The organism is Streptomyces sp. NPDC092296, assembly GCF_044755465.1.
In the GTDB taxonomy this organism is placed as follows: Bacteria; Actinomycetota; Actinomycetes; order Streptomycetales; family Streptomycetaceae; genus Peterkaempfera.
Genome location: NZ_JBIVRB010000019.1, coordinates 76768 through 98184 on the forward strand (window position 1 = coordinate 76768; position 21417 = coordinate 98184).

General features: G+C 72.3%; 19 protein-coding genes and 1 riboswitch. Of the genes, 7 read left to right on the top strand and 12 right to left on the bottom strand.

The features are described 5' to 3' along the window. Nucleotides 1-11: 11 nt before the first annotated feature. From groL to thrC, 4 genes are all read right to left on the bottom strand, one after another. Nucleotides 12-1634 carry a chaperonin GroEL gene (gene groL / locus ACIQGZ_RS27380; RefSeq protein WP_402606781.1) on the bottom strand — a complete coding sequence of 541 codons (1623 nt, stop codon included), beginning with the start codon at nucleotides 1632-1634 and terminating at the stop codon, nucleotides 12-14. Nucleotides 1635-2116: 482 nt separating this feature from the next. Beyond that, nucleotides 2117-2323, bottom strand: coding sequence for a cold-shock protein (locus tag ACIQGZ_RS27385; RefSeq protein ID WP_005486335.1), 207 nt, complete (start codon nucleotides 2321-2323; stop codon nucleotides 2117-2119). 969 nt (nucleotides 2324-3292) lie between these two features. Further along, nucleotides 3293-3571, bottom strand: a complete 279-nt coding sequence (locus ACIQGZ_RS27390; protein ID WP_402606784.1) for a MoaD/ThiS family protein — start codon at nucleotides 3569-3571, stop codon at nucleotides 3293-3295. Continuing rightward, entirely contained in the window at nucleotides 3568-4875 is a 1308-nt protein-coding gene (gene thrC, locus ACIQGZ_RS27395; RefSeq protein ID WP_402606787.1) for a threonine synthase, read from the bottom strand. The genes ACIQGZ_RS27390 and thrC overlap by 4 nt, the downstream gene beginning before the upstream one ends. A gap of 16 nt (nucleotides 4876-4891) precedes the next feature. After that, nucleotides 4892-5030: riboswitch (SAM riboswitch) on the bottom strand. Between the two features lie 168 nt (nucleotides 5031-5198). Here thrC and ACIQGZ_RS27400 point away from each other — a divergent pair. Both ACIQGZ_RS27400 and ACIQGZ_RS27405 read left to right on the top strand, forming a co-directional pair. Further along, nucleotides 5199-6200 carry a glucosyl-3-phosphoglycerate synthase gene (locus tag ACIQGZ_RS27400; protein ID WP_402606790.1) on the top strand — a complete coding sequence of 334 codons (1002 nt, stop codon included), beginning with the start codon at nucleotides 5199-5201 and terminating at the stop codon, nucleotides 6198-6200. A 50-nt stretch (nucleotides 6201-6250) separates the two neighbouring features. Beyond that, nucleotides 6251-7729, top strand: coding sequence for a trehalose-6-phosphate synthase (locus ACIQGZ_RS27405; protein WP_402606793.1), 1479 nt, complete (start codon nucleotides 6251-6253; stop codon nucleotides 7727-7729). 70 nt (nucleotides 7730-7799) lie between these two features. Here ACIQGZ_RS27405 and otsB read toward each other — a convergent pair whose 3' ends face one another. Both otsB and ACIQGZ_RS27415 read right to left on the bottom strand, forming a co-directional pair. After that, nucleotides 7800-8645 (bottom strand): trehalose-phosphatase, encoded by an 846-nt coding sequence (gene otsB / locus ACIQGZ_RS27410; protein ID WP_402606795.1) that lies wholly within the window; start codon nucleotides 8643-8645, stop codon nucleotides 7800-7802. 598 nt (nucleotides 8646-9243) lie between these two features. Beyond that, a complete protein-coding gene (locus tag ACIQGZ_RS27415; RefSeq protein ID WP_402606797.1) occupies nucleotides 9244-9477 on the bottom strand; it encodes a DUF3263 domain-containing protein in 234 nt (77 codons plus the stop codon). Nucleotides 9478-9591: 114 nt separating this feature from the next. On the opposite strand from ACIQGZ_RS27415, the gene ACIQGZ_RS27420 reads away from it, so the two are divergent. Then, nucleotides 9592-9951, top strand: a complete 360-nt coding sequence (locus ACIQGZ_RS27420; RefSeq protein WP_402606800.1) for a cupin domain-containing protein — start codon at nucleotides 9592-9594, stop codon at nucleotides 9949-9951. A 47-nt stretch (nucleotides 9952-9998) separates the two neighbouring features. Here the strand turns inward: ACIQGZ_RS27420 and ACIQGZ_RS27425 are convergent, their stop codons facing one another. The 3 genes from ACIQGZ_RS27425 to ACIQGZ_RS27435 all read right to left on the bottom strand — a co-directional run bounded on the left by ACIQGZ_RS27425 (nucleotide 9999) and on the right by ACIQGZ_RS27435 (nucleotide 13214). Then, complete coding sequence (locus tag ACIQGZ_RS27425; RefSeq protein ID WP_402606802.1) at nucleotides 9999-10889, bottom strand: carbohydrate ABC transporter permease; 891 nt, start codon at nucleotides 10887-10889, stop codon at nucleotides 9999-10001. Beyond that, entirely contained in the window at nucleotides 10886-11794 is a 909-nt protein-coding gene (locus tag ACIQGZ_RS27430; protein ID WP_402606805.1) for a carbohydrate ABC transporter permease, read from the bottom strand. Before ACIQGZ_RS27430 ends, ACIQGZ_RS27425 begins: the two co-directional genes overlap by 4 nt. A 121-nt stretch (nucleotides 11795-11915) precedes the next feature. Then, nucleotides 11916-13214 (bottom strand): extracellular solute-binding protein, encoded by a 1299-nt coding sequence (locus ACIQGZ_RS27435; RefSeq protein ID WP_402606807.1) that lies wholly within the window; start codon nucleotides 13212-13214, stop codon nucleotides 11916-11918. A gap of 286 nt (nucleotides 13215-13500) precedes the next feature. On the opposite strand from ACIQGZ_RS27435, the gene ACIQGZ_RS27440 reads away from it, so the two are divergent. Next, nucleotides 13501-14433, top strand: coding sequence for an ROK family protein (locus tag ACIQGZ_RS27440; protein ID WP_402606810.1), 933 nt, complete (start codon nucleotides 13501-13503; stop codon nucleotides 14431-14433). Nucleotides 14434-14456: 23 nt separating this feature from the next. After that, on the top strand, nucleotides 14457-15662 hold the full coding sequence (nagA, locus tag ACIQGZ_RS27445; RefSeq protein ID WP_402606849.1) for an N-acetylglucosamine-6-phosphate deacetylase: 1206 nt from the start codon (nucleotides 14457-14459) through the stop codon (nucleotides 15660-15662). A gap of 73 nt (nucleotides 15663-15735) precedes the next feature. Here the strand turns inward: nagA and ACIQGZ_RS27450 are convergent, their stop codons facing one another. Both ACIQGZ_RS27450 and ACIQGZ_RS27455 read right to left on the bottom strand, forming a co-directional pair. Next, nucleotides 15736-16683, bottom strand: coding sequence for a carbohydrate-binding protein (locus ACIQGZ_RS27450; protein ID WP_402606812.1), 948 nt, complete (start codon nucleotides 16681-16683; stop codon nucleotides 15736-15738). A gap of 333 nt (nucleotides 16684-17016) precedes the next feature. Next, a complete protein-coding gene (locus tag ACIQGZ_RS27455; RefSeq protein ID WP_402606815.1) occupies nucleotides 17017-18900 on the bottom strand; it encodes a diguanylate cyclase domain-containing protein in 1884 nt (627 codons plus the stop codon). Nucleotides 18901-19399: 499 nt separating this feature from the next. On the opposite strand from ACIQGZ_RS27455, the gene ACIQGZ_RS27460 reads away from it, so the two are divergent. Beyond that, nucleotides 19400-19951 (top strand): flavin reductase family protein, encoded by a 552-nt coding sequence (locus ACIQGZ_RS27460; RefSeq protein ID WP_402606852.1) that lies wholly within the window; start codon nucleotides 19400-19402, stop codon nucleotides 19949-19951. A gap of 308 nt (nucleotides 19952-20259) precedes the next feature. Here the strand turns inward: ACIQGZ_RS27460 and arfB are convergent, their stop codons facing one another. Beyond that, nucleotides 20260-20706, bottom strand: coding sequence for an alternative ribosome rescue aminoacyl-tRNA hydrolase ArfB (gene arfB, locus ACIQGZ_RS27465; protein WP_402606817.1), 447 nt, complete (start codon nucleotides 20704-20706; stop codon nucleotides 20260-20262). A gap of 102 nt (nucleotides 20707-20808) precedes the next feature. Between arfB and ACIQGZ_RS27470 the strand changes: the two genes are divergently transcribed. Continuing rightward, the gene (locus ACIQGZ_RS27470; RefSeq protein WP_402606819.1) at nucleotides 20809-21294 is read left to right on the top strand and encodes a hypothetical protein; all 486 of its coding nucleotides are present in this window, start codon (nucleotides 20809-20811) and stop codon (nucleotides 21292-21294) included. Nucleotides 21295-21417 lie beyond the last annotated feature (123 nt).

The following is a 21417-nucleotide window of genomic DNA, read 5'->3' on the forward strand; positions in this document are numbered from 1 at the left end:
ATCCGGAAGGATCAGAAGTCCATGTCACCGCCCGGCATGCCGCCGCCGGCCGGAGCGGCGTTCTTCTCCGGCTTGTCAGCGATGACGGCCTCGGTGGTGAGGAAGAGAGCGGCGATGGAGGCCGCGTTCTGCAGGGCGGAGCGGGTGACCTTGGCCGGGTCGATGATGCCGGCGGCGACCAGGTCGACGTACTCGCCGGTGGCAGCGTTCAGGCCGTGGCCGGCCGGAAGGTTGCGCACCTTCTCCACCACGACGCCGCCCTCAAGGCCGGCGTTGACGGAGATCTGCTTGATCGGGGCCTCGAGCGCCACCTTGACGATGTTGGCACCGGTGGCCTCGTCGCCCTCGAGCTCGAGCTTCTCGAACGCCACGCCGGCCTGGAGCAGGGCCACGCCACCACCGGCGACGATGCCCTCCTCGACGGCGGCCTTGGCGTTGCGCACCGCGTCCTCGATGCGGTGCTTGCGCTCCTTGAGCTCCACCTCGGTGGCCGCGCCGGCCTTGATGACGGCGACGCCGCCGGCCAGCTTGGCGAGGCGCTCCTGGAGCTTCTCGCGGTCGTAGTCCGAGTCCGAGTTCTCGATCTCGGCGCGGATCTGGTTCACGCGGCCCTGGACCTGGTCGCTGTCACCGGCACCGTCGACGATGGTCGTCTCGTCCTTGGTGATGATGACCTTGCGGGCGCGGCCCAGCAGGTCGAGACCGGCGTTCTCCAGCTTGAGGCCGACCTCCTCGGAGATGACCGTGCCACCGGTGAGGATGGCGATGTCACCGAGCATGGCCTTGCGGCGGTCACCGAAGCCCGGGGCCTTGACGGCGACGGACTTGAAGGTGCCACGGATCTTGTTGACCACCAGGGTCGACAGGGCCTCGCCCTCGACGTCCTCAGCGATGATCAGCAGCGGCTTGCCGCTCTGCATGACCTTCTCGAGGATCGGCAGCAGGTCCTTCACGCCGCCGACCTTGGAGTTGACGATCAGGATGTACGGGTCGTCGAACGACGCCTCCATCCGCTCCAGGTCGGTCGCGAAGTAGGCGGAGATGTAGCCCTTGTCGAAGCGCATGCCCTCGGTGAGCTCAAGCTCCAGGCCGAAGGTGTTGCTCTCCTCGACGGTGATGACACCTTCCTTGCCGACCTTGTCCATCGCCTCGGCGATGAGCGCGCCGATCTGCGGGTCAGCGGCGGAGATGGAGGCGGTGGAGGCGATCTGCTCCTTGGTCTCCACGTCCTTGGCCTGCTCGAGGAGCTGGGCGGAGACGGCCTCGACGGCCTTCTCGATGCCGCGCTTCAGGGCCATCGGGTTGGCGCCGGCGGCGACGTTGCGCAGACCCTCGCGGACGAGAGCCTGGGCGAGCACGGTGGCGGTGGTGGTGCCGTCACCCGCGACGTCGTCGGTCTTCTTGGCGACCTCCTTGACGAGCTCGGCGCCGATCTTCTCGTACGGGTCCTCCAGCTCGATCTCCTTGGCGATGGAAACACCATCGTTGGTGATCGTGGGGGCGCCCCACTTCTTCTCAAGGACGACGTTGCGACCCTTGGGGCCCAGCGTGACCTTGACGGCGTCGGCGAGCTGGTTCATCCCGCGTTCGAGGCCGCGGCGCGCTTCCTCGTCAAACGCGATGATCTTGGCCATGTGGGAAGGTCCTCCATGGGGGTCCCCCCGGCCGGAGGCTGGGGGAGGGTTGGCATGCTCGGACCGCGAGGGTGCCCGCGACGGACGACCTCCTGGCCGCGTGGGTCCTTTCCCCACCGCCCCGGAAGCCTCACCGACCCGGTCCGCTGTCACTCTCAACCGGAGAGTGCTAACGCAAGATTTAGCACTCTCCCCCTCCGAGTGCAACCTCAGTCGCTGATGTTTTGGGGTGGTTGCAGATCACGGCCGGGGCGGGCGGCGGACCACCGGGGAGCCGGGCGGGCGGGCGGAGCCGGACCCGGAGCCGGACATGGCGGCGGGCCCGCACCCGAGGTGTTCGGGTGCGGGCCCGCAGAAGACCGTGTGGAGCACTGGCCGGGGTCCGCCTCGGCAGTGGTGCTGACAGCAGTCGCCGGGTGTGTCGGTCCGGGCGCTTCTTCGGTCGGTGGCCGATGAGGCAGAGTGTCGAGACAGCCGACCGGTCAGCCGGCGGCGAGGCGGACCATGTCCGCCTGCGGGCCCTTCTGGCCCTGCGAGATCTCGAACTCGACCCGCTGGCCCTCCTCGAGGGTGCGGTAGCCGTCCATCTGGATCGCGCTGTAGTGGACGAACACGTCCGCACCACCGTCGACCGCGATGAAGCCGTACCCCTTCTCCGCGTTGAACCACTTGACGGTGCCCTGAGCCATTCCAAACTCCCCTAGTACTGGGCCCTTTCACGGACCCGCACTCCGCGGACCCGGGACGAATCCGATCACTGCGGTCCCCCTGTGCAGAGCCTGGACAGTGAACGTGTCGACCGCGGCTGAATGTATCCGCATCGATGCCCTGTGCAACAGGTCAAATAGCCGAAAATTCGGAAAGCGTCTTATCGGATATCCCTGGGCAAATACCGCAGCGCCAGGCAATACGGTCCGGACATAGCGGACCTGCGCGACAATTCGCGCTCAGAATTCTGTGCCGTCCGCCGCAGCGGGGCAGGCGGCAGCGTGCGGCCGTCTCACAAGGCGGACGCACTGTCCGTACGCGACCCGAAAGGCCGCGCCCGGTCCGACCGAGCCGGAGATTCCGTGCCGGTGCGGAGGTGCCGTGCTGTGCGTTGGTACGGGGGGCGGATCGGCCTCCGGGGCACGACAGGGGTGCGGCCGAAGGTTTGGAACGCGAAGCGCCGGTACAGAAAGAGGGAGGGCCGTTCGTGCGTTGATCGAACGGTGCACTGACGACCGGAGCCACTGTATCGCGCTTCCGGAGTTCAAACATGCATGGGGCCACGATCTACCCCAGGCCCGTCCGGTCGCGGTCACCGCATTACCGCGCCGAACGCCCTTTCCGCACGTCCGGAACCCGGCGGGCCGGAAACGAACAGCGGGCGGGGACCCGACCGGGAAGGCCGGAAGCACGGCCGCGGGGCCCCCCCCCGGGGGGCGGGCCGGGGGGCGGGGGCCCCCCCCGGGGGGGCCCCCCCCCCCCCCCCCCCCGGGGGGGTGGGGGACCCCAGCCGGGCCGGGGGGGGGGGGCCCCGCCCCCCATTCCCGCCCGCCCGCCCCCGGGCGGGCGGCAAACCACCCGGGGGGGGGCCCCCGCCGGGCCGGGCGGCCCCCCCGGCCCCCGCCCCGCCCCCGGGGGGGGGGCCCGGCGGCCGTGCCGCACAGCGGTGTTCAGCAGCCGCCCGCCACGGCCGGGATGATGGAGATCCCGATGCCGTCCGGGGTGGCGGTGCCCAGGCCCTCGGCGAAGCGCACGTCGTCGTCGTTGACGTAGACGTTCACGAAGCGGCGCAGCTTGCCCGCGTCGTCCAGCAGCCGGGCGCGGATGCCGGCGTGGTTGGCCTCCAGGTCGTCGATGACGTCAGCGAGGGTCTTGCCCTCGGCGGTCACCTCGGCCGCGCCGCCGGTGTAGGTACGCAGGATGGTGGGGATGCGGACGTTGACGCTCATGCGAGGCCAGCCTCTCGGAACGAAGCAAGGGTGGGGCGGATGGTCGCGGTCGGGCCGGTGCCGGAGACCGCTTCCAGGGTCTTCAGGCCGTCGCCGGTGTTGAGCACCACGGTCTCGGCGGCGGGGTCCAGGAGGCCCTGGTCCAGCAGCTTGCGCAGCACGCCGACGGTCACGCCGCCGGCGGTCTCCGCGAAGATGCCCTCGGTCCGGGCCAGCAGCTTGATCGAGTCGACCACCTCGGCGTCCGAGACGTCCTCGACGGCGCCGCCGGTGCGGCGGGCGATGTCCAGGACGTACGGGCCGTCGGCGGGGTTGCCGATCGCGAGCGACTTGGCGATGGTGTCCGGCTTCACCGGGCGGACCACGTCGTGGCCGGCCTTGAAGGCGGCGGCGACGGGCGAGCAGCCGGTGGCCTGGGCGGCGAAGATCTTGTACGGCTTGTCCTCGACCAGGCCGAGCGCGATCAGCTCCTTCAGCCCCTTGTCGATCTTGGTGAGCTGGGAGCCGGACGCCACCGGGATGACCAGCTGGTCCGGCAGCCGCCAGCCCAGCTGCTCGCAGATCTCGTACGCCAGAGTCTTGGAGCCCTCGGCGTAGTACGGCCGCAGATTGACGTTGACGAAGCCCCAGCCCTCGCCGACCGGGTCACCGATCAGCTCCGAGCAGAAGCGGTTGACGTCGTCGTAGCCGCCCTCGATGGCGACCAGCTCGCCGCCATAGACGCCGGCCATCACCACCTTGCCGGCCTCCAGGTCATGCGGGATGAACACGCAGGAGCGGAAGCCGGCCCGAGCGGCGGCGGCGCCGACGGCGCCGGCCAGGTTGCCGGTGGAGGAGCAGGAGAGGGTGGTGAAGCCGAAGGTGCGGGCGGCCTGGACCGCGATGGCCACGACCCGGTCCTTGAAGGAGTGGGTCGGGTTGCCGGAGTCGTCCTTGATGTGCAGGCCGCCGGTGATGCCCAGCTCGGCCGCCAGATTGTCGGCCTTGACCAGCTTGGTCCAGCCCGGATTCAGGCCCGGGTGGGCGGCCGCGTCGGCGGGGACGGGCAGCAGTGCGGCGTAGCGCCAGATGTTGGCGGGGCCGGACTCGATCTGCCGGCGCAGGGCCTCGGGGTCGCCGCTCGGGAGTTCGTACGCGATCTCCAGCGGCCCGAAACACTCCAGGCAGGCGAAGTCGGGTCCGAGCGGGCTCCGGGCGCCGCATTCGCGGCAGGAGAGCGCGACGGCGGGGCCGAGGTCCACGGTTGCGGCCGTCGAAGCGGCGGAATCTGCGTCTGCTGCGGGTGCGATGCTCTGCACAGCCATGTGGCGAGGCCCTCTCTCCTCATCTTCCCCGCGGCGCGTCTCGCCGCAGGACGGAATTGGCACCTTGCCCACCGGGGCCTCGCGAAGGATGCGAGACCGGTGGGAGGGTTGCCGGGACTTCTTCGGGCCGTTCCCTCTGTCCCTCTGGATGAGCTCTATGGCGCCCGTGGCGAGCGCGTTTGTCCGTGATCGACCCCGACGTGCGATGGTCGTACCGCTTCCTCAAGACTGTAACGGACGGACCCACCCCCGGTGGGAGACGTCCGCTGTGCGAGATGGATCACTACGGCAGCGCCAGGCCACGCGTGACGGGAGACGACCGAGTGCTCGACGAGGTGGAGGACTGGCTGCGCCGCCGGTCCTGGTCCGCCGCCGACCGGCCGTTGGACGCCCTGCTGGCGGCCAAGTCGGCGGCGGGCGCGGCGGGCACCGTCAGCGTGGTACTGCCCGCGCTGGACGAGGAGTCGACGGTCGGCGCCATCGTCGCGGTGATCCGCCGGGAGCTGATGGAGCGGGTGCCGCTGGTGGACGAGCTGCTGGTGCTGGACTCCGGGTCCACCGACGGCACCGCCGCCGCCGCGGTCCGGGCGGGGGCCCGGGTGGTGCACCGCGACGATGTGCTGCCCCGGGTGCCGGCCGTACCGGGCAAGGGCGAGGTGCTGTGGCGGTCACTGATGGTGACCAGCGGCGAGATCGTCTGCTTCATCGACGCCGACCTGCGGGAGTTCTCCGCCGACTTCGTCTCCGGGACGGTCGGCCCGCTGCTCACCGACCCGGGCGTGCAGCTGGTCAAGGCGATGTACGACCGGCCGTTGGAGACCGAGGGCGCGGTGGTGCCGGCCGGCGGCGGGCGGGTCACCGAGCTGGTCGCCCGGCCGCTGCTCAATCTGCACTGGCCGCAGCTGGCCGGGTTCGTGCAGCCGCTGGGCGGCGAGTACGCGGCCCGCCGGTCGCTGCTGGAGCGGCTGCACTTCCCCACCGGGTACGGCGTGGAGCTGGGCCTGCTGGTGGACGCGCTGGACGAGGCGGGCCTGGACGCGCTGGCCCAGGTGGACGTCGGCGTACGCCACCACCGCCATCAGGACGGGCAGGCGCTCGGCCGGATGGCGGCCACCATCTACCGCACCGCGCTGGAGCGGCTGGTCCGCACCGGCCGGCTGAAGGGCGAGGACGGATTGGTACGGCCGCTGCTCACCCAGTTCTCCCGGGCCCCGGAGGCTGGCGCGTTCGTACCGCACAGCCATCCGGTGCCGATGCTGGAGCGCCCGCCGATGGCCGACGTGCCCGAGTACCGGGCCCGCCGCGCGCCTGGCCGGCGGCGCTGACGGGCCGGCCGGCTGGTTTGCCGGGAGAGCTGCCCGGCAAGGTACGGGTCATGGTCCAGACCGAAGCACATCCCGATCCGGCCGGCGGCAGCGCTCCGATACTCGTCGCCTCCAACAGAGGGCCGGTGTCCTTCACCGTCGAGGACGACGGGTCGCTCTCCCTGAAGCGGGGCGGCGGCGGGCTCGTCTCCGGACTGTCCGCGATCGAGGACGCGGACGCCGTGTGGGTCTGCGCGGCACTCACCGAGGGTGACCGTACGGCGGCCCGACTGGCCCCGTCGGGCCGACTGGACCGGGCCGGGTACGACACCGGCGGCCAGGCCGTCCGGATGCTGGACATCGAGCCCGGCACCTTCGCCCGCGCCTACAACGGCGTCGCCAACTCCACCCTCTGGTTCGTGCACCACCTGCTGTACAACACCCCGACCGCGCCCACCTTCGACGACCGGTTCCGCAAGGAGTGGGCCTCGTACGAGGCGTACAACACCGCCTTCGCCGACGCGCTGGCCGAGGAGGCGGCACCCGGCGCGACCGTGCTGGTGCAGGACTACCACCTGACGCTGGTGCCCGCGCTGCTCCGGGCCCGCCGCCCCGACCTGCGGATCGGGCACTTCTCGCACACCCCGTGGGCGCCGCCGGAGTACTACCGGATGCTGCCCGACGACGTGGCGCGCGACGTACTCACCGGCGTGCTCGGCGCGGACCGGGCGGCGTTCCTGACCCGGCGCTGGGCGGAGGCGTTCGCGGACTGCTGCGAGGCGGTGCTCGGCGCGACCACCTCACGCCCGGCCGACGGCGACCTGACGGTGCTGCACCAGGGCCGGACCACCCGGATCGGCGTGCACGGCCTCGGCGCCGACGCGGACTTCCTGCGCGAGCGGGCCCACCGGCCCGACGTGGACTCCCGGCTGGCCGGGCTGCGGGAGGCCGTCGGGGACCGCAAGGTGGTGGTGCGGGTCGACCGCACCGAGCTGAGCAAGAACATCGTCCGGGGGCTGCTCGCCTACCGGCACCTGCTGCGCACCCGCCCCGAGTGGCACGACCGGGTGGTGCACGTCGCCTTCGCCTACCCCTCACGGCACGACCTGCCGGAGTACCGGGAGTACACGGCGGCGGTGCAGCGGGTCGCCCAGGAGGTCAACCTGGAGTTCGGCACCGAGCGCTGGCAGCCGCTGATCCTGCACGTCCAGGACGACTTCCCCCGCTCGCTGGCCGCCTACCGGCTGGCGGACGTCGCCCTGGTCAACCCGATCCGGGACGGCATGAACCTGGTCGCCAAGGAGATCCCGGTGGTCTCCGACGCGGGCTGCGCCCTGGTGCTCTCCCGCGAGGCGGGCGCCTACGCGGAGCTGGGCGCCGACTCCATCACCGTCAACCCGTACGACGTGATCGCCACCGCCGAGGCCCTGCACCAGGCCCTCTCCATGCCCACCGCCGAGCGCACCGACCGCTGCAAGCGCCTCGCCGCCGCCGCCACCGCCCTCCCCCCGCAGCAGTGGTTCCTCGACCAGCTCCACGCCCTGGACTGACCCGGCCCCCGGGAGCCTCCGGGCCCCGCCGGGCCGCTGCTCGCGGCCCGGCGGGGCTTCCGTACGGCTGCTATGCGGACAGTTGGTCGGCCAGGGCGTCGAGGAGGGTGACCAGGCCGGAGGGGCCGTCGACGACCAGGTCGGCGCGGTCGGTGAGCTGGCGGACGGGGGCTTCGCCGTCGGTGGTGGCGCTGCAGACCAGCAGGCCGGGGACGCCTTCGGTGCGGAGTCGGTCGACGGCGGCGTACGCGGCCAGGTCGCCGAGGTCGTCGCCGGCGTAGAGGACGGAGTGGGCGTCCCGTTCGCGCAGGAAGTCGCTGAGGGCCACGCCCTTGTCGACGCCCGGCGGGCGCAGTTCCAGCACCATGCGGCCGGGTTCGCCGACCAGGCCGTGGCGGGTGGCGAGTTCGAGGAGGGGCGCGCGGAGCTGGTCCAGGGCGGTGTCGGGGTCCTCGGTGCGGCGGGTGTGGACGGCGACGGCGCGGCCCTTGTCCTCGACCCAGGTGCCCTGCCAGGCGCCGATCCGGTCGAGGAAGCCCGGCAGTTCGGCGCGGACGGCTGCCACGCCGGGGTGGACGCCGGGGGCGCGGACCTCGCCGGTGCGGGCGTCCCAGCGTTCGGCGCCGTAGTGGCCGAGAACGACCAGGTGCTCCAGGCCGGGTACGCCCGCGAAGCCGCCGTACCGCACGGCGATGCCGGCCGGGCGGCCGGTGATCACGGCCACCGCGCCCACCAGGGGGGCGAGCCGGGCCAGGGCCGGGACGGCGCCGGGGTGGGCGCGGGCCTGGTCGGGGTCGGGGACGATCGGGGCCAGGGTGCCGTCGAAGTCGAGGGCTATGACGGTTCGCGACGGGTCCGCGGTCAGCGCGGCGAGGCCCTTCGCTCCAGCGGCGGTGGTCGGCTCGGGGATGCCCATGCCGGCGACCCTACCCGCGCCGGGCCGGGCCCAAGCCCGGTGCTGCGGGGGCGGTGGATCTTCGCTTCGCGGACAGCAGGTACCAAGCAGCGTGCCCAGCCACGCACCACCCCGGGGGCGCGGGGAACTGCGCGAACGGCCGCCCCCAGGGGGCCCGAAAAACACCCTCGCCCAGCCACGCACCACCCCGGGGGCGCGGGGAACTGCGCGAACGGCCGCCCCCAGGGGGCCGGAAAGTACACGTGGCCAGCCAGGCACCACCCGGGGGGGGTGGGTTGCTGTGGGGAGGGTCCACTACGAAGGGGGTGGTTTCTCGCGCAGTTCCCCGCGCCCCTGACGGGGCTGCTGTGGGAGGGACTCGATACGAAGAGGGTGGCTCCTCGCGCAGTTCCCCGCGCCCCTGACGGGGCTGCTGTGGGAGGGACTCGATACGGAGAGGGTGGTTTCTCGCGCAGTTCCCCGCGCCCCTGACGGGGCTGCTGTGGGAGGGACTCGATACGAAGGGGGTGGTTTCTCGCGCAGTTCCCCGCGCCCCTGACGGGGCTGCTGTGGGAGGGCGGAGAGGGTGGCTCCTCGCGCCCCCGGCGGAGCCGGGGTCTCAGCGGCGGTTGCGGCGGGATTCGCGGAGGCGGCGGAGGCGGTTGATGAGGACCGGGGAGTGGGCGAGGGCGGCGGGGCGGTCGAGGAGGCCGCCGAGGAGTTGGTAGTAGCGGGTCGGGGAGAGGCCGAGCTGTTCGCGGATGGCCTGCTCCTTGGCGCCGGGGGTGCGCCAGTACCGCGCTTCGAGCGCCAGCACCGCCCGGTCGCGCTCGCTGAGCGGCGACTCGTCCATGGGTAGCCTCCTCCCGGGCCGACGGGTCCGACGATACGACCTGTCATTCTGCCCGGCACCGCTGACGCACTCTGCCACTGCCGCTGCCCACCGGCCCCGGGCTAGCCTCCGCGCATGAGCATCGCACCGCCGCCGAGTTTCGCCGTCCACGTCCCCGACCTGCCGTTGGAGCCCGATCCGCTGGACCCGGAGCAGATCGTCGCGGGGAGTCCCGAGGTGTCGGGGCGGGTGCTGTGGGAGTCGGCGGACGGGCGGCAGGTGCGGGGGGTCTGGCAGATCACGCCCGGGGTGGTGACCGACACGGAGGCCGATGAGCTGTTCGTGGTGCTGAGCGGCCGGGCCACCATCGAGGTGGCGGGCGGCGGGGTGCTGGAGGTGGGGCCGGGCGACGCGGCGGTGCTGCGGGCCGGTGACCGTACCCGCTGGACGATCCACGAGACGCTGCGCAAGGTGTACCAGATCTCACTGCCGTGAAACGGCCTGCCGCCCCGGCGCACCGGGGCGGCAGACCGCAGGTCGGCTCACTTCACGGAGCCCGCCGTGAGTCCGGAGACCACGTGCCGCTCGATGAAGGCGAAGAGGACCACCACCGGCACGATGGCGACGACCGACCCGGCGAAGAGGTAGTTCCACTGCACCGTGTAGTTGCCGACGAAGCTGTTGATGCCGACGGTGAGCGGCTGGTTCTCCGGCACCGTGGTCAGGGTCAGCCCCATCACGAACTCGTTCCACGCCGCGATGAAGGTGAAGATCAGCGCCGTGACGACGCCCGGCATGGCCAGCGGCAGGGTGACCCGGAACAGCGCGCCGACCCGGCCGAGGCCGTCGATCATCGCGGCCTCCTCCAGCTCCACCGGGATGGCTCCGATGTAGGCGGTGAGAATCCAGATGGCGAAGGCCAGGTTGAAGGCGCCGTTGCAGAGGATCAGCGTCCAGACCGAGTTCAGCATGCCGAAGGTGTAGAACTCGCGGTACAGCCCGACCAGCAGCGAGGTCGGCTGGAACATCTGGGTGACCAGCACCAGCAGTAGGAACACCGTCCGGCCGCGGAACCTCATCCGCGCCGTGTAGTACGCGGCGGGCAGCGCCACCAGCAGCACCAGCAGCGTGGAGCCCCCGGCGACCAGCAGGGTGACCCGCAGGTTGGAGCCGAGGTTGGAGTCCCGCCAGACGTCGACCAGGTTGGACCACGCGAAGTGCTTGGGCAGGTACGTGGCGTCGCGCAGCTCGTCCGCGGGCCGCAGCGCGGTGATCACCATCTCCAGGTACGGCAGTACGAAGACCGCCGCCAGCAGCCAGGCGAGCCCGGCGGTGATCACGGTACGGGAGCGGAACGGCCGCCTGGGGGCGGTGGGCGCCTTCGCCGGGGCGCTGCCGGTCGCGGGCGCGGCGACGGTCTGGGCGGCGCTCATCGGCCCTCCTTCTCGTTCCAGCGGCTGACCTTGAGGAAGAGCAGCACCATGACGACCACCAGCAGGAAGTTGACCACCGACATCGCGGCGGACTCACCGATGTCGGTGCTCATCAGCTGGTACATGAAGACGGTGGTGGTGGCGGTGTCGCTGGACGGGCCGCCCTGGGTCATGCCCCAGATGACGGGGAAGGAGTTGAAGACGTTGATCAGGTTGATCACGACGCCGACCAGCAGTGCGGGCCGCAGCAGTGGCAGGGTGATCCGCAGGTAGGTCTGCCAGGTGGAGGTGCCGTCGACCTTGGCCGCCTCGTACACCTCGCCCGGTACGGTCTGGAGCCCGGCCAGCAGGGTGTAGGTGGTGAACGGCAGCGAGACGAAGACGGCGACGAACATCATCCACGGCCAGGCGGTGGCGGGGTCGCCGAGCCAGTCCTCGGGCTTGTCGATCAGGCCGAGGTCGGTCATCAGCGTGTTGAGCACGCCGGCGGTCTGATTGAGCATCCACTTGAAGCCGATGGAGGTCATCAGCACCGACGCCGCCCAGGGGGCGATCAGCGCCCAGCGGGTGACCCGGCGGCCGGGGAAGTTCTGGTTGAACAGCTGGGCCAGTGCCAGCGAGACCACGATGGTCAGGCCGACCACGACCAGGGTCCAGATCACCGTCCAGGTGATGACATGGCCGAAGTCGGTCTCGTCGAAGAGTTGCTTGTACTTGGCGGTGCCGGCCGAGCCGCGGACGAATCCGCTGGTGCTGATCTTGAGGAACGAGGTGTGGACCATCTCGTAGACGGGCCAGACGACCACGAGCAGGATCAGCAGCACGGCCGGACCGATCCACGGCAGCGGGCCGAGCCTGGCGAGGCCGGAACGGCGCCGGCCCGGCGAGGCGGTCTTGAGGGACACGGGTATCTCCCGAAGTCGGGGTCGGGCGGTGTCGGGGTCGGGCGGTGTCGGGCAGGGGACGGCCGGGCGCCCCGGCGCCCCGGCGCCGGTGGGGTCGGCCGGCGCCGGGGCTCGCGGGGGGCTACTGGTTGGCGACCGCCTGCTCGGCCTTCTTCTGGAGCGCACCGAGCACCTGCGCCGGGTCGTCCTTGACCGCCGTGCCACCGCTCTTCTTGATCTCGGCGGAGACGGCGTCCCAGGTGGTGTCGCCCAGCGGGTAGAAGGACGCGGTGGGCAGCAGCGCGAAGAACTGCTCCAGGTCCTTGTGCTTGCCGCTGCCGGTCATGTCCTGGAGGGTGTCCTTGGTGACCGGCATCAGGTTGTACATCTCGTCGAACTTGAGGGTGTTCTCCTTGGTGTACGCGAAGTCCAGGAACTTCTTGATCTCGTCCTGGTGGCCGTTCTTCTTGAACGCCATCATCCAGTCGGCCACGCCCAGGGTGGACTGGAGCGGAGCGGTCCTGCCGGGGATCGGCGCCACCCCGTAGTCGACCTTGCCGGCCGTGGCGGCGGCGATCAGGGTGGGGTGGCCGTTGAGCATGGCCGCCTTGCCGGCCGCGAAGTCCGCGAAGGCGGTCTTGCGGTCGGTGGTGGCGGGGTTGGCGTAGGTGAGGCCGGGGCCCACCAGGTTGGCCTTGAGCCAGGTGAAGGTGTCGATGTTGGCCTGGCTGTTCAGGGTGTACTTGCCGGACGCGTCGGTGTAGCCGCCGCCGTTGCCCAGCTCCCAGATCATGGATTCGCCCTGGGCCTCCTCCGGGCCGAGCGGCAGGGCGTAGGGGACGGGGGCGAGCTTCTTGTCCTTGATGAGCTGCGCGTCGGCCTTGATCTCGTCCCAGGTCTTGGGCGGGTCGGCGATGCCCGCCTCGGAGAAGATCTTCTTGTTGTAGAAGAGGACGCGGGTGGAGGAGTCGAACGGGATGCCGTACTGGGTGCCGTCGACCTGCCCGGCCTTGGCGAACGACTCGATGAGGTTGGCCTGGGTGTCCGAGGACAGCACGTCGGACGCCTTGTAGAGCAGGTCGTCCGCGACCTTGTCGGCGTAGCCGCCGGTCTGGACGACGTCCGGCACATTGCCGCTCTGGATCATCGTCTTGACCTGCTTGTCGATGTCATCCCAGTTGATCACCTGGACATCGACCTTGATGGTGGGGTTCTGCGCGGTGAAGCGCTTGGCGACGTCGTCCCAGTAGATCTTGGAGGAGTCGCTCGCCGTGTTGCCGTAGTCGGCGGCGACCAGCTTGAGCGTGACCTCGCCCCCGGCCGCCTTGCCGCCGCCCTTGTCGCCGCTGTCACCACCGCTGCCGCCGCTGCTGCTGCAAGCCGTCAGCGCGAGCGCGCCGACCGCGAGGATCGTCGAGAGGCCGAGCACACGCCGGTTCATCAACTAACCGCCCTTTTGCGCCTGTGGGTCCCTGTCCTGGTCGGGCCCGGTGTGTCGGTCAGCGTGCCCGCGCGGACCCAAGAGGTCTACACCAGTTATCGAATCGCTGAGCTTCATTGCACCCTGTGCAACGACGAAAGCATCGATCCCCGGACATACCAGCGACCCCGGTCGGCCCCACAGCCGCCGGCCGCCGACCGCCGGGTCGTCCGATGGTCGCTCTCTGGACCAGACCAATTACCAAACTGGACTAGACCTCTCCTGCCTGGTCGAGGAGACTGTCCCCGTGAAGTACGTCATCGCACTCGATGTGGGCGGCACCGGCATGAAGGCCGCGCTGATCGCCCCCGACGGCACGCCCCTGCACCGGGCGCGCCGGTCCACCGGCCGGGAGCACGGCCCCGACGCCGTGGTCACCGGCATCCTCGACTTCGCCGGGGAGCTGGCCGCCGAGGGCACGGCCCGCTTCGGCCGGGCGCCCGCCGCGGCCGGCCTCGCCGTCCCGGGGACGATCGACGAGAAGAACGGCATCGCCGTCTTCTCCGCCAACCTGGGCTGGCGCGACGTCCCGCTGCGCGCCCTGCTCGGTGAGCGGCTGGGCGGGGCGCCGGTCGCGCTCGGCCACGACGTCCGCACCGGCGGGCTGGCCGAGGGTCGGATCGGGGCCGGGCGCGGCGTCGACCGGTTCGTCTTCATCGCGCTGGGGACCGGCATCGCCGGCGCCATCGGCATCGACGGCCGGATCGAGGCGGGGGCGCACGGCTACGGCGGCGAGATCGGCCATGTCGTGGTGCGCCCCGGCGGACCGGAGTGCGGCTGCGGCGCGCGCGGCTGCCTGGAGACCGTGGCGTCGGCCTCCGCCGTCACCCGGGCCTGGGCCGAGGCCAGTGGCGACCCGGCCGCCGACGCCGCCGACTGCGCCCGCGCGGTCGCGGCGGGCGACGACCGGGCCGCCGCCGTCTGGCAGCGGGCGGTCGACGCCCTCGCGGACGGACTGGTGGTCTGCCAGAGCCTGCTCGACCCCTCGACGGTCATCGTCGGCGGCGGGCTGGCCGAGGCCGGGGACACCCTCCTCACCCCGCTGCGGGCCGCGCTGGCGCAGCGGCTCACCTTCCAGCGGCCGCCGCTGCTGGTGCCGGCCGTGCTGGGCGACAACGCCGCCTGCCTGGGCGCGGGGCTGCTCGCCTGGGATCTGCTCTCCCTGGAGGTGACCGCGTGACCGGCCCCATCGCCACCGGCCCCATCGCCACCGGCGGCCCCTTCGGACCGGGCGTCGGCCGCACCGTGCTGACCGGCGGCCGGCTGGTGCTGCCCACCGGCGTCGTCGGCAACGGCCTGCTGGCCGTCGAGCGCGGCCGGATCGCCGCCGCCGGTCCGGCCGACGGCGCCCCGGTGCCGGGCGCGCTGGACCTCACCGGCCGCACGGTGGTGCCCGGCTTCGTGGATCTGCATGTGCACGGCGGCGGCGGTGCCTCGTACGCCTCCGGGGTGGCCGAGGAGGCGCTGACGGCGGCCCGTACCCATCTGGAGCACGGCACCACCACCACCATGGCGAGCACCGTCACCGGCGAGATCGACGAGGTGTGCCGGCAGGCCGCCGTCCTCTCCGAGCTGGTGGAGGACGGCGTGCTGGCCGGCGTCCACTTCGAGGGGCCGTTCATCTCGCACCAGCGGTGCGGCGCCCACCGGCCCGACCTGCTGCGCGACCCGGACCCGGCGGTGGTCCGCCGGCTGGTCGAGGCGGCGCGCGGTACGGCGCGGATGGTGACGCTGGCCCCGGAGCTGCCCGGCGGGCTGGAGTCCGTCCGGCTGCTGGCGGAGCTGGGGGTGATCGCCGCCGTCGGCCACACCGACGCCGACTACGCCACCACGCTGCGGGCGGTCGACGCGGGGGCCACCGTGGCCACCCACCTGTTCAACGCCATGCCCGCCGTGCACCACCGCGAGCCCGGCCCGATCGTCGCGCTGCTGGCGGACGAGCGGGTCACGGTGGAGCTGGTCAACGACGGCGTCCATCTGCACCCCGCCATGCTGGACCTGGCCTTCGGCGCGGCCGGTGCCGCCCGGGTCGCGCTGATCACCGACGCCATGGGCGCCGCCGGGATGGGCGACGGACTGTATCCGCTGGGCCCGCTCCAGGTCGAGGTGGCCGACGGCGTGGCGCGGCTGGTCGAGGGCGGCTCGATCGCCGGTTCCACCCTCACGCTGGACGTCGCCTTCAAGCGTGCCGTCACGGTCAACGGCCTGCCGCTCACCGACGCGGTACGGGCGCTGTCCGGCAACCCGGCGGCGCTGCTGGGCCTGTCCGCCGACATCGGGTCGCTGGAGGCCGGGAAGTACGCCGACCTGGTGGTGCTGGACTCGGAGAGCTACGACCTGGTCGCGGTGATGCGCCGGGGCCGCTGGGTGGTCGGCGCCGACCGGCTGGCCCCCGCCCGGGTGGCCTGACCCCCGGCGACGCGGAGCGGGCCCCGGGTGGAGTCACCCGGGGCCCGCTCCGCGTCGTACCGGCTCGCCGAGGTCAGCCCGGGAACGTCTTGACGCTGGTCGGGGTGAGGGCGACCTTGTCGACCAGCAGCCCGGCGCATGCGTCGTTGTCGCAGGTGAGGACTATCGTGTTGGCGCCCTTCTTGAGCGTCGGCCACACATAGGAGCTGTACCAGCTCGCCGCCGGGTCGCCGGAACCCGGGCTGTAGTTCTTCATGCCGATCCCGCCGGGGTGCGGCGTGCCGTTGGCGGTCACGGCGGCCTGCGCGTCGCCGCCGGGGTTGTCGTAGTGCACCCAGAACGCGAACTGCCCGTCGGAGGGCGCGTCCACCGTCCAGGAGATGCTGGTGCCCTGCTGGAGCGTCACGTACTTGCCGTCGCCGGACTTGGTGCCCTGCACCTCGGACGCCTGCGAGCCGTTCTGCACCTGGAGCGCCGAGACGTCGCTCACCGGGTCGCCGGACGCGGCGGCGGTCGTGGCGGGCCGGGTCGGCTCGCCCGAGTCGCTGGTCGTCGCGGTGGGGGACTGCGAGGCACCGGTCGCCGTGTCGGCCTCCTTGCCGCTGCCGCGGTTGCTCAGCGCCACGCCCACGCCGATCGCGATCGCGACCACCACCGCGATGGCGCCGATCAGCACGCCCCGGCTGCTCCCGCCGCCGCCGCCCCGGCCCGCCGCCCTGCCGCCGCCCTGGGCCCCGCCGTCGTCGGCGGGCTGGGGGCGGGAGTGCTGGGCGTACGGGGCGTGCTGCTGCGGCACCGTCTGGCCGTAGGCGGGCTGCTGCTGCCCGGGGCGCTGCTGCCCGTACTGCGCCCGGCCGACCTGGGTCGGGTGCGCGTACGACGTGCGCGGCACCCCGGGCTGCTGGACCGCCGCCGGGGCAGCCTGGTCGGCGCCCTCGTGTGCGCCCTCACCGCCCGCCGGGCGGTAGAGGTAGGCGAACGGGTCGTCGTCCTCGGGTACACCGTTGCTGCCGGCCGTCATGCGGTCGTCAACTCCCCACTTGCAGTACGCCTCACCGCGGATGCGACGCACGCGGGCGCGTGCACGGTTCCCCCCGCACCTGGCGGGGTGTGCGACGGTCGGCGTGGCGGTCGATGCGGCAGGTCTGAGCACATGATCAATTGGCACCGCGGCACATGACCGCGATTCGAGACGTAGGACACCCGTACCCGTGGCAGCCTACCCCGGACGGGTGACAACGACGAACGTGCGCGTACGGCTTGCGGGGGCCTTCGGCCGGGCCCGCCCGGCGCCACCGCCGACGGACCCGGCGACAGTGGCCCGGCGGTGGGCCGGAGTTGGCCGGACGGCAGGTCAGCCCGCCCGTCGGTGGGAGCGGGGGCCGCCCTGCTGTGTCCCCCGGGCGCCGCGCGAGGCGCCGCCGCGTGACCGCTTCTCCACGTACATCAGCTCGTCCGCCGTGTGCAGCACCTCGTCGATGCTCATCCCGCAGCCGGCCCAGCCGATGCCCAGGCTGACGTCCACCCGCATCGCCCGGCCGTCGATCCGCATCGGCGGCAGGATGGCCATCCGCAGCCGCCCGGCCAGGTCCTTGGCCTCGTCCCGGCCGATGCCGTCGGCCAGCACCACGAACTCGTCGCCGCCCAGCCGGGCCACCGTGTCGCCCTCGCGGACCACGTGCTGGAGCCGCTTGGCGACCTCGACCAGCACCGCGTCCCCGGCGTTGTGGCCGAACCGGTCGTTGATCGACTTGAAGCCGTCCAGGTCGCAGAAGATCACCGCCAGCCCCTTGGCCGCACCGCCGGCCGCCGGCTGGTCGGGCAGCACCGGGTCCGGCACCACCGCGTGCACATGCTCGTAGCCGTAGTGCATGCCGTACGGCTGCGGTGCGTACGGCTGGGGTGCGTACGGCTGGGGTGCGTACGACTCCGACCCGTACGCCTGCGGGTCGTACGGCTGCGCCCCGTACGCATGGGGACCGTACGACTGCGCACCGTAACCATCCGGCAGGCAGTAGCCGTGCACCGCCAGATCCATCCCGGCGGCCAGCTCGAAGTCATGCCCCGGACCGAGGCCCAGCGCGCCTCCCACCGTGTCGCCGCCCGGCGCGCCCGGCGCCGCACCGTGCGCCGCCGCGCCGCCGGGGCCCTGCGGCAGGCCGCAGAGCCGCAGGCTGAGCCGGGTGCGCAGCTCGGCGCCGTTGGGCAGGCCGGTGAGCGCGTCATGGCTGGCCCGGTGGGCGAGCTGCAACTCGTGGCGCTTGCGGTCCTCGATGTCCTCGACGTGGGTGAGCAGGAAGCGGGGGCCGTCGGAGGCGTCCGCGACCACGGAGTTGCGCAGGCAGACCCAGAGGTAGTCGCCGTCCCGGCGGGAGAGCCGCAGTTCGGCGCGGCCGCCCTCGGCGCTGGTCCGCTCCAGCAGGGCCAGGTCCTCGGGGTGCACCAGGTCGGCGAAGCTCTGCCGGCGCAGCACGGCGCGCGGGCGGCCCAGCAGCCGGCACAGGGCGTCGTTCACCCGGGAGAGCTTGCCGCGCTGCACGCCGTGCAGTTCGGTGATGGCCATGCCGCTGGGCGCGTACTCGAAGGCGTGCCGGAAGCTCTCCTCGCTGGCCCGCAGTGCCTGCTGCTCCTTCTCCAGCCGGGCCAGGGCCCGCTGCATCTCCGCGCGTAGTCTGGCGTTCCCGATCGCGATCGACGCCTGGAGGGAGAACATCTCCAGCGCCTCGCGGGTCCACGCGCCGGGCCGCTTGCCGTTGCGCGGGCGGTCCACCGAGAGCACGCCGAGCAGTTCGCCGCCGGGGCTGTACATCGGCGCCAGCAGGCCGTCGGCGGGGTGCCAGTCGGTCTCGTCGCGGGGCATCGGCCCGTCGCCGGTCCAGCTCGGGATGTCCGGGCCGACGGCCCAGCCCCGGTCGTACGGGACGAAGCGCAGCGTGCCCCAGTGGTCGCCCACGTTGAGCAGCCGCTCCCAGGACTCGCGGGAGCCGACCTGCCCGAGCAGCACGGCGGGGCCGCCGCACTCGGTCTCGCGGAGTTCCCAGACGGCGGCGACCACCAGGTCACCGTCCGGCCGCACCAGGCTGACGGCTGCGGCGTCGAACCCCATACCGGTGACCGCGCCCTCGACGACGGCCTGAAGGGTCCCGGCCAGACTCCGGGCTGCGTTCAGGTCCGCGACAACCCTGTGCAGGGTTCGGAGGGTCGCCAAGCGGACATACGGCTCCGACTCGGCTTCCATGTGGGGTCTCCCCGAGTCCTCGACTGCTAGCGCCTTGACTGCTTCTTGAATGGTTATCGTCCAATTGCCAGAAGAACTGAATCACAGGGAGCACATCGTTCGGCACGCTCGGTCAGCAATAGACCACCACTTGTGACCCAAATCACACAGCCGGCAGGCATGCGCGACGGGTGCGACTGGACGTCCCGACCTCAAGACCTCGCAGCCCGGAGGGTGTTCGCCTCGGTCAAACCCACCAAGACCTGAAGTCAACAGCACCCCGCCGGACCCGCCACATTCACTCCTGCGGGTGATCACGCCCCTTCTGTCCCATGCATAGCGAATTGCCCCATGCGGAATTCACCGTGCGACCAAGGTCCCGCCCGGTCCTACGACCCGGGTCCGATGACCCGAGCCTTTCCCTCCCACTACCGTGCGATACGTGTACAACGCTCCGCAGAACACCCAGGACGCACCCCTCTCCTCCCCGACGGAGCCGGCCACCCGCCATCATGGAGGGGTGACCCAGCAGCAGTCGGAGGACCCCGGCACGCCCACGACCGCCCTGGAGGCCACCCCGGACGAGTTCCGGGCCGCGCTCTCCCGGCTGACCGCCGGCGTGGTGCTGCTCACCGCCCACGACCCGGAAGACGGCCCGCGCGGGGAGGACGTCGGCATGACCGCGACCGCGTTCCTGTCGGTCTCCCTGGAGCCGCCGCTGGTGCTGGTCTCGGTCCGCGAGGACTCCAGGATGGACGAGTTGCTCTCCCGCGTCGACCACTGGGCGGTATCGATCCTGGACGACGGCCACCGCCGGGTCGCCGCCAAGTTCGCCATGCGGGGCCGGGTCAGCGACCGGCTGCTGTTCGCCGACACCCCGCACCGGCGCGGTACGGCCAGCGGCGCGCCGCTGGTCGAGGGGGCCCTCGCCACCGTGGAGTGCGTCACCGAGCAGCGGATAGCCGCCGGCGACCACACCCTCCTGATCGGCCGCGTCCTCACCGCCCACCTCCCGTCCCCCGACGCCCGCCCCCTGCTCTACTTCCGCGGCGGCTACCGCACCCTCACCTGACCTCCCCCAACCCCGCACAGCCTCAGCCCACCAGCGCGAAAACCCCCTACCCACCCCCGGCCGACCCACCCACCCAGGAACGCGAGGAACCGCGCGAACAACCACCCCCCACCCAACCCAGACACCCACACAGACCCAACCCCCCACCCACCCAGGGGCGCGAGGAACCGCGCGAACAACCCCCCACCCCGTAGAGCCCCGAACCCCCAGCACCCCCCACCCCGAGCGGCACCCACCCCCGAGCGGCACCCACCCCCGGGCAGCACCCAGCACCCAGCACCCGGCAAACAGCGCCCGCACCGCCCGCCCTACTCGGCGTAGCCGCCCCCCGACCGCCCCCGACCCCGTCCCCGCTTCACCTCGGACCGCCGCTTCTTGTTCTCCAACCGCCGCTCCACCATCCCCCGACTCGGCCGAGTCGCCCGCCGCGCCTTCGGCGGCGCCGCCGTCGCAGCCGCCAGCAACACCCCCAGCCGCGCCGCCGCAGCCTCCCGGTTCCGCCACTGCGACCGATGCTCGGAGGCCCGTATGACGATGTACCTGCCCTCCACCAGCCGCCCCGCCAACCGCTCCAGCGCCCGCTCCTTGAGCACCTGCGGCAGCGCGGCCGACCCGACCAGGTCCCACCGCAGCTCGACCTGGCTGTCGGAGGTGTTGACGTGCTGGCCACCGGGGCCGGACGAACGGGAGAAGCGCCACTGGAGCTCGGCGTCGGGTACGACCACCGACCCCCGGACGCGGATGGGCTCAGGCATACCCCCATGATCCCGCCTCCCCCCGCACCCCGTCACCCCGATATCCCGGCCCCGCACCGGCCCCCGCGACGGACCCGCCCGGCGGCCCGCGACAATGGACGGGTGATCGACCTCGGCTACTCGCTGTCGCCCCGCTTCCCCGACCCCCCGCAGACCGACTACCGCAGCGCGGACGCCCGCACCCTGCGGCGCGACCTGTTCTGCGGCGACGTCCACCTGCACGCGGACGGCCGGGACCTGTCCACCGCCTGGGGCTGGGTGCCGGTGCTGGACTTCGCCTGGGCGCTGTGCGACATCGCGGAGCTGCTGGACCGCGACCCGGCGGGCAGCCGCAGCGCGACCGTGCAGACGGCCGAGCTGGACTTCACCGAGTCCACCGAACTGCTGCGCTTCGCCCGCCGGTTCGGCTGGGTGGAGATCCACGCGGACTGGGTGGACGGCCCGCCCGCCGCCGTACGCCACGCCGAACTGCGCCGCGAGGCCCGCGACTTCCTCCAGGACGTGCTGGCCGACCTGGTCGACCTGCACCCCGAACTGGCCGACAACCCCAATGTCTGGGCGCTCCAGTCCCGCTTCCCACGCGTCTGACGCTCCCTCACCGCACCCGCCCCACAAGCCCGACACGCCCGGGTGCGGCGGCGCGGAACCACCCGGGGCCTTTACCGCGTTATTGCCATCGACGACAGTGCCGGACCGCCCGGTCCGACCCGT

Excerpts from the sequence above, each read along its gene's own strand:
- ACIQGZ_RS27425 (WP_402606802.1), bottom strand. The coding sequence starts at position 10,889 with ATGAGCGCCGCCCAGACCGTCGCCGCGCCCGCGACCGGCAGCGCCCCG.
- thrC (WP_402606787.1), bottom strand. The coding sequence starts at position 4,875 with ATGGCTGTGCAGAGCATCGCACCCGCAGCAGACGCAGATTCCGCCGCT.
- ACIQGZ_RS27420 (WP_402606800.1), top strand. The coding sequence starts at position 9,592 with ATGAGCATCGCACCGCCGCCGAGTTTCGCCGTCCACGTCCCCGACCTG.
- ACIQGZ_RS27415 (WP_402606797.1), bottom strand. The coding sequence starts at position 9,477 with ATGGACGAGTCGCCGCTCAGCGAGCGCGACCGGGCGGTGCTGGCGCTC.
- ACIQGZ_RS27450 (WP_402606812.1), bottom strand. The coding sequence starts at position 16,683 with ATGACGGCCGGCAGCAACGGTGTACCCGAGGACGACGACCCGTTCGCC.
- arfB (WP_402606817.1), bottom strand. The coding sequence starts at position 20,706 with ATGCCTGAGCCCATCCGCGTCCGGGGGTCGGTGGTCGTACCCGACGCC.
- otsB (WP_402606795.1), bottom strand. The coding sequence starts at position 8,645 with ATGGGCATCCCCGAGCCGACCACCGCCGCTGGAGCGAAGGGCCTCGCC.
- ACIQGZ_RS27405 (WP_402606793.1), top strand. The coding sequence starts at position 6,251 with ATGGTCCAGACCGAAGCACATCCCGATCCGGCCGGCGGCAGCGCTCCG.
- ACIQGZ_RS27455 (WP_402606815.1), bottom strand. The coding sequence starts at position 18,900 with ATGGAAGCCGAGTCGGAGCCGTATGTCCGCTTGGCGACCCTCCGAACC.
- groL (WP_402606781.1), bottom strand. The coding sequence starts at position 1,634 with ATGGCCAAGATCATCGCGTTTGACGAGGAAGCGCGCCGCGGCCTCGAA.
- ACIQGZ_RS27385 (WP_005486335.1), bottom strand. The coding sequence starts at position 2,323 with ATGGCTCAGGGCACCGTCAAGTGGTTCAACGCGGAGAAGGGGTACGGC.
- ACIQGZ_RS27390 (WP_402606784.1), bottom strand. The coding sequence starts at position 3,571 with ATGAGCGTCAACGTCCGCATCCCCACCATCCTGCGTACCTACACCGGC.
- ACIQGZ_RS27435 (WP_402606807.1), bottom strand. The coding sequence starts at position 13,214 with ATGAACCGGCGTGTGCTCGGCCTCTCGACGATCCTCGCGGTCGGCGCG.